The organism is Protofrankia sp. CiP1_Cm_nod1, assembly GCF_920888515.1.
Lineage (GTDB): Bacteria > Actinomycetota > Actinomycetes > Frankiales > Frankiaceae > Protofrankia.
This window is the reverse complement of the sequence record NZ_CAKKTM010000429.1, coordinates 1-6,411: the sequence shown is the minus strand read 5'-3', so window position 1 is coordinate 6,411 and position 6,411 is coordinate 1. Positions and strand designations below refer to the sequence as shown.

General features: G+C 72.7%; 4 protein-coding genes. 1 reads left to right on the top strand and 3 read right to left on the bottom strand.

Features of this window, described 5'->3' with window-relative positions; all coding sequences use genetic code 11:
• Together NBX02_RS19470 and NBX02_RS19465 are read right to left on the bottom strand one after the other, a co-directional pair.
• Window positions 1-1,337 (bottom strand): serine hydrolase (locus NBX02_RS19470; RefSeq protein ID WP_250292503.1); only part of this gene is annotated, 1,337 nt, incomplete at its 3' end.
• Between the two features lie 355 nt (window positions 1,338-1,692).
• Window positions 1,693-2,010 (bottom strand): type II toxin-antitoxin system Phd/YefM family antitoxin, encoded by a 318-nt coding sequence (locus NBX02_RS19465; RefSeq protein ID WP_250286145.1) that lies wholly within the window; start codon window positions 2,008-2,010, stop codon window positions 1,693-1,695.
• A gap of 199 nt (window positions 2,011-2,209) precedes the next feature.
• On the opposite strand from NBX02_RS19465, the gene lysS reads away from it, so the two are divergent.
• The gene (lysS, locus tag NBX02_RS19460; protein ID WP_250286144.1) at window positions 2,210-3,661 is read left to right on the top strand and encodes a lysine--tRNA ligase; all 1,452 of its coding nucleotides are present in this window, start codon (window positions 2,210-2,212) and stop codon (window positions 3,659-3,661) included.
• 552 nt (window positions 3,662-4,213) lie between these two features.
• Here the strand turns inward: lysS and NBX02_RS19455 are convergent.
• Window positions 4,214-6,411, bottom strand: a 2,198-nt coding sequence (locus tag NBX02_RS19455; protein WP_250292502.1) for an AAA domain-containing protein, incomplete at its 5' end; no start/stop codon positions are given.

The window sequence follows — 6,411 nt, the reverse complement described above, 5'->3', positions numbered from 1 at the left end:
ACCGCGGGCCGCGCCGCCGTTCCGGGCGGCATGCCGACGCCCGGGAGCGGCCGCCGCGCACGACGTCGGCGCAGGGCCAGCGCCACGGCGAGCAGCGTCACCGCGACAGCGGTCCAGGTGACCGGACCAACGGTGTGACCGCCGCTGGACGCCTCCCTGGACGTCTCTCCGGACGCCTCCGCCGTGCCACGTCCGTCCGTGCCGGCCCCGTTCCGGCCGGTGCCCCCGTCGTGACCGGCGCCTGCCCGGGCCGGCCCGCTGGCGGCCGCGTGCGCCACGTGGGCCGCGGGCTCGGCGTGCACCGCCGCGTCGACCCGGGGCAGCAGCTGCCCGACCGCGGTGACCGAGCCGACGTGCGTGAACCCCCAGTCGAACAGGGCGCGGGCGTCGCCGGCGTACGCGGGTGCCGCCCGCAGCATGGTGACGATGAGCGTGTGGTCGCCGCGCCGGACCGCGCCGACGTAGGTGGCGCCCGCCGCGATGGTGTAGCCGTTCTTGACGCCGATCGTCCCCGGATAGGAACCGAGCAGGTCGTTGTGGTTCTGGATCTCGAAGGAGGCGCCGCCCCGGCCCCGGACCGTCGCCCGCGGGACCGTCAGGAACCCCTTCACCGCGGGACTGGTGAGAGCGGCCCGGCCCAGCAGAGCGAGATCGTACGCCGATGTCGCCTGGCCAGGGGCGTCCAGGCCGGTGGGGTCGCCGGCGTGGGTGGCGTGCGCGCCCAGGTCCGCCGCGGTCCGGTTCATCAGCGTGACCGTGGCCGCGGTGCCGCCGGCGGCCTCGGCGAGCGCGGTGGCCGCGTCGTTGCCACTTGCGACGATCATGGCGGTGGCCAGCTCCGCGACGCTGTAGGTCATGCCCGGCACGAGCCCGACCCGGGTCCCGTCGATCCGCGCGGCCGCGTCGCTGACCGTCACCTGCTGGGCTGGCGGCAGACGCGGCAGCAGGGTGAGCGCGGTCAGGATCTTGAGCGTGCTCGCCGGCGGGTACTGGCCGTGCGCGTCCCGCGCCGCGAGCACCGCGCCGCTGCCGGCGTCGGCGATGAGCCAGGCGGCAGCCGTGACCTGCGGGGGAGGCGGCAGCGCCTGCGGGCTGACCACCACCCCGTGGCTCGCGAGCGCCGGGCCGCCGAGGGCGTCCGCCGGGGACGCCGGCGGAACCGGTGGGGGCGGCGGAACCGGTGGGGGCGGCGGAACCGGTGCGGGTGGGGGCACCGGTGCGGGTGGGGGCACCGGTGGCAGGGAAGCCGGTGGCGGTGTCACCGCGGCCGCGGCCGCCGGCCCGGCGGCCGGGACCCCGCCGATCAGCCATCCCGTCAGGGCTGCCGCCAGAAGCACCAGCAGGGACGGGAAAGCCGTCAGGCGGACGGGCTGGGCCGGGGCCGGGCGGCCCGTCGCGGGCGTCCTGAAGCGTCGGCGAGTCCGAGGCACCCAGCCAAGTTACTGTCGGTCACACCGCTCCAGCCGCAGAAGCCCCGCCGTGTCGCCCTCCGGTCACCACCACGGCGTCCACACCGGACGTCCGCACCCGGTCTCGTGGCAACACCGTAATTGCCGCGTTTCCGCTGCCCGGGAACGGGAAGCAGAGCTGTCGGTAACAGGGAGCGGCTGACACGCCGCGTCTACGGGCTCCCCGCGTCCTGTCGCTCTTCTCCCGCGTCCTGCCGCTGTTCTCCAGGGTATCCAGAGCTGTTCATGACGGTGCGGAAGTGCGGAGGCCTGCGGCTTCTGCCGCGGTCCTGCCTGGCGGGGTATCGGGCAGGTCACGGACTGCGTTCGCCGCGGCCGCGGCCGCGGCCTTGGCATAGCCGGATGCCGGAGGCTCGGAGATGAGACCGTCCCGTATCCAACGGGCGAACAGGCGCTGAGCGGGGTCGATAGGAATGATCTCCGCGATCGGTTCTCCGTCTCGCGTCACGATCAGCCGCTCGCCGTGTGCGGCGCGGTCGAGCACGCTCGCCGCGCGACGACTGAGATCACGGGCATTGACCGATGCCTGTCCGGTTGCCATGTCAGACATGATCTGTTTCTGTCGGGCGCGGCATCAAGCGCAACATCAAGTATGGTGTCGGATACGGGACTGATCGGTCTGGGCTGTTCGTGCGTCCGTCCGAAGGCTTCGGGCTCGCCGCCGTCCCGGTCGGCTGCCGGTCGACGATCTTCAGATATGCCAGGTCATCCAGGTTGCCGGTTCGCTATAGGGTGTGTTGATGTCGATGGAGGAGCCCGGAGTGAGCGGGCCCCGGTCCGGTTACCGCACCGACTCGGTGGCCGCGGACGCCAGGGAGGCGCCCGACGGCACGGCAGTCCGGCTCGCCGGCCGGGTGGTGCTCTGGCGCCGGATGGGCGGCCTGATCTTCGGGCACATCCAGGACCGCAGCGGGCGCGTCCAGGTCTCCCTGTCCAGGGACGAGCTGGGCGCGGAGACCATCAGGGAGTGGTCCCGCGCGCTGAAGATCGGCGACTTCGTCGGGGTCGCCGGCCGTCTCTACACCACCCGCCGTGGTGAGCGGACGGTGGCGGTATCCGACCTCACCGTGCTCAACCGGACGGCGCGCGCCCTGCCGGACAAGTGGCAGGGCCTGTCGAACGTGGAGGCCCGCTACCGCCGCCGCTATCTCGACCTGCTGGTCAACGACGAGTCCCGGGCGCGGTTCCGGGCCAGGGCGAAGGCGATCCAGCGGATCCGCCGGTTCCTCGACGACAACGACTTCCTCGAGGTCGAGACGCCGATCCTGCAGGAGGCGGCATCCGGCGCCGCCGCCCGGCCGTTCGTCACCCACCACAACGCGCTCGACGAGGACTTCTACCTGCGGATCTCACCGGAGACGTTCCTCAAGCGCGTCGTCGTCGGCTCCTTCGACCGCGTCTACGAGCTCGGCCGCAACTTCCGCAACGAGGGCATGGACTCCTCCCACCTCCAGGAGTTCACGATGCTGGAGTGGTACGCCGCCTACTGGGACTACCGCGACAACATGGCCTTCGTCCGCGAGCTGATCCTGGCGGTGCTCGACGACGTCCTCGGCACCCGCACCGTCACCTACGAGGGCGTGAAGCTGGACTTCGGCGCCGACTGGCCGGAGCTGGACTACCGGGCCGAGGTCGCCCGGCACACCGGCATCGACCTGACCGTGGTACGCGACCTGCCGGCCCTGCGGGAGCGGGTCGCCGGCCTCGGGCTGGACGTCGAGAACGCGCCGTCGTACGCGGCCCTGGTCGACCTGCTGTACAAGAAGACGGTCCGGCCCGGGCTCGTCCAGCCGTGCTTCCTGGTGCACCACCCGGCGGAGCTGGTCCCGCTGGCCCGGCGCAGCGACGACGACCCCGCCAGGCTCGACATGTTCCAGGTCGTGGTGAACGGCTGGGAGATCGTCAAGGCGTACTCGGAGCTGGTCGACCCGGCCGAGCAGCGGACCCGGCTGGAGGAGCAGGCCGAGCTGCGCGAGGCCGGCGACGACGAGACCATGATGATGGAGGAGGACTTCATCGAGGCGATGGAGTACGGGATGCCCCCGATGTCCGGCCTCGGCCTCGGCATCGACCGGTTCACCGCCCTGCTCACCGGCGCGCCCACCCTGCGCGACGTCGTCCTCTTCCCCACCATGCGCGGCGCCCGGAAAGGCCAGCACACCCCCGACGACCAGACCACCCCCGACGCCTGACCGGATTTCTTCTCGCCCGCCCCGGACCCGCCGCGGCCGCTCGGCCCTGATGAAAGCCGGTGCAACGGGTACGGGCCGGAGAGTCCGCCAGGCCGGTGTGAGCCGGCTGTCGGCTCCTGTAAGATCTTTGGCGGCAGCACGCCGACGCTGGGGTGGGGTCAAACGGCTCAGGCCGTTCAAGAAGGTCAAACGGTGGTGGAATGGGCTGCTACGAAGGCGGCCCCGCCTGTTCACCCGCTGGGCCTGGATGGCCGAGTTCTGACGGACTGGATGAGGTGAGCGGAGTGATGGGAGACTGTCATGCTCCGTTTCCGTGGGAGCCCGGGGATGAGATCCCCCGGGCCGCCCGGCGGGATCAGCTCAAGTAACGGGATCCAGCCGAAGTGACCCGGACGCGGGTCGACCTCCTTGTCTTAGTAAAGCTGCGCAGGATGGCGGTGAAACGGGCGAGCGGTGACATGATACTCGGCGGGGTCAAACGGTCGTAGCGACGCTACGACCGTTTGACCCCGCCCTGGATAATCTTTGTCACCGCGTCGCAGCAGAGGATGTTCAGCTGGTCAGGGCGCCGAGGGCGTCGTCGAGGCCTTCCAGGTCGCTCAGGGGGATCGGCGTCCAGCGGTGTTCGCCGACTCCCGGCGCGGCGGCAGCCCGGATGCTGGCCGTCGTGCCAGCCGTGTCGGCGTCGTCGCCGCTGGCGTTCTCGCCATCCCTGAGCGTGTTGTCCATGGGGACGGTGTCCCCGGTCACGTCGTCCGCTGGGGTGTCTGGACGGGGTGGTGCCGGCTGCGGTCCGTGACCGGCTCCGGTCGAATCGGCGGGGGCGGTGCCGCTCCGGGTGGTACGGGCCGCGTGTGCCGATGCCGCCACCGGTGCCACCGGTGCCACGCCGACGGCGGCCAGGGCGGGCCACAGGGAGGCGAGCGCGGCGTCCGGGTCGATCTCGAACTCCGACTGGCGGATCCGCCAGAAGCGCCAGCCGGCCCGGCGCAGCTCCCGTTCGCGGGCGAACTCGTGGGCGATCCGCTCGGGCGGCACGGCGGTGTCCGCGTCGCACTCGACCGCGAGGCGGGCGCGCCCGCCGGCCACCACCAGGTCGACGCGCCGGCCGTTCACCTCGACCTGGGGCCACACCAGATAGCCGCGTTCGCGCAGGACACGGAAGACCCGCTGCTCGAAGAGGGTGTCGAACCGCGGGTGTGGGATGTCCGGGCGGACGTCGCGCGGCACGGGTACGGGCAGGGACGCGGACCCGGCGGCGGCCGGGCCGGCGTCGGCCCCGGCGGTGGCGGACAGGGACGGCCGCGCGGAGGTCTGGGACAGCACATAGCTGAGGTAGTTGTGCCGCAGGTCGGTCGGCTCCAGGTCGCCCGTGGTCACCGAGTGGAACAGCCACACCTGGTCGCGGGCGCGGGAGGTGGCCACGTTGAACCTGCGCTGGTACTCCAGCCGGGTCAGCGACGGGGTGGGGGTGCCGGGCGCGACGACCATAGACAGGAAGACCACGTCCCGTTCGTCGCCCTGGAAGTCCGGCGGGGTCCCGACGCGCAGCCGCCGGCGCTGCTGCTCGGCCGGGGACATCCGGCTGACCAGTCTGCCGCGGATCAGCTCCGCCTGGGCGCTGCCCTGCAGCACGACGACCCCGAAGGTCAGCCCGTCGTAGCGGGGGTCGTCGGCGCAGGCCAGCACCTGGGTCACCAGGGCCTCGGCCTCGGCCGCGTTGCGCAGCCCGCCGGCGACACCGGAGGTGGCCGCGCCCGGGACGTGGCACGACCGCAGGGGTGGCAGCCGGTCCGCGCCGAACTGGCGCAGCGGCACCAGCGGGGCGTCCCGGTAGAACAGCGCGGACGACCATTCGATGATCTCCGGCATGCAGCGGAAGTGCTCGCGCAGCCGGATGACCTCGCCGAACCTCGTCCGCAGCAGGGTGAACAGGCTGGACCGGGGGGTGAACGCGATGCGCAGCCAGGTGGGGATGTCGGACAGCAGCGTGTCGAGACGTTGGAAGACCGGTTCCAGCTCCTCGAAGCTCGCCTCCGCCGGGGTGCACTGCCGGTCGTCACCGACCACGATCACGCGGGGGGCCAGCCACAGCAGGAACAGGCTGTCCAGCCCGGCCTGGCTGCCCTCGTCCACGATCACCACGTCGAAGCAGTCCCGGACGGCCGGGATGGTCGACAGCACCTCGCCGATCGGCATGATCCAGGCGGGGACGGCGGTCTGGGCGACCCGCATCGCCTCGCGCGCCGCCTGCCGGTACCGCTGCGCGTAACGGCCGGTGAACTTGCCGCCCGCGGCGACCGCGTCGGCGTAGGAGCGCAGCGCCGCGGACTGCTCGGAGCCCATCCGCGCAAGGCAGTGCTTCCAGGCGAGCGCGCCGGCGAGCTCGGCGGTGGCGGCGGCGAGGGCGTCCTCAGCCGCGTCGAGCTCGGCCTCGACGTCGGTCTCGCCAGCCGCCGTCCGCGAGCGTTCCAGCCAGGTCGCCGCGCAGGCCCACGCCCAGGCTTCGGGGAAGGACGCGGTCCGCCGGTCCCACCCGGCCGCGTCCGAGCCGTCCGGACGGCTCCCAGCCGCCGTTACGATGTTACGGAACGTATCCGTTCTCTCGGCATTCGCCATCCCGGCACCGGCCGCGCCGGCACCGCCGGCTGTGTGGGCCGGGTCCGGCGCCAGGCTCTCCAGCAGGGCGGCCAGGGCCGGGTGCGCGGCCCGCACACGCGCCAGCAGCGCCACGCAGCGCCGCTCCGCGT

Coding starts and splice junctions, on each gene's coding strand:
- NBX02_RS19465 (WP_250286145.1), bottom strand. CDS start 2,010: ATGGCAACCGGACAGGCATCGGTCAATGCCCGTGATCTCAGTCGTCGC.
- lysS (WP_250286144.1), top strand. CDS start 2,210: ATGTCGATGGAGGAGCCCGGAGTGAGCGGGCCCCGGTCCGGTTACCGC.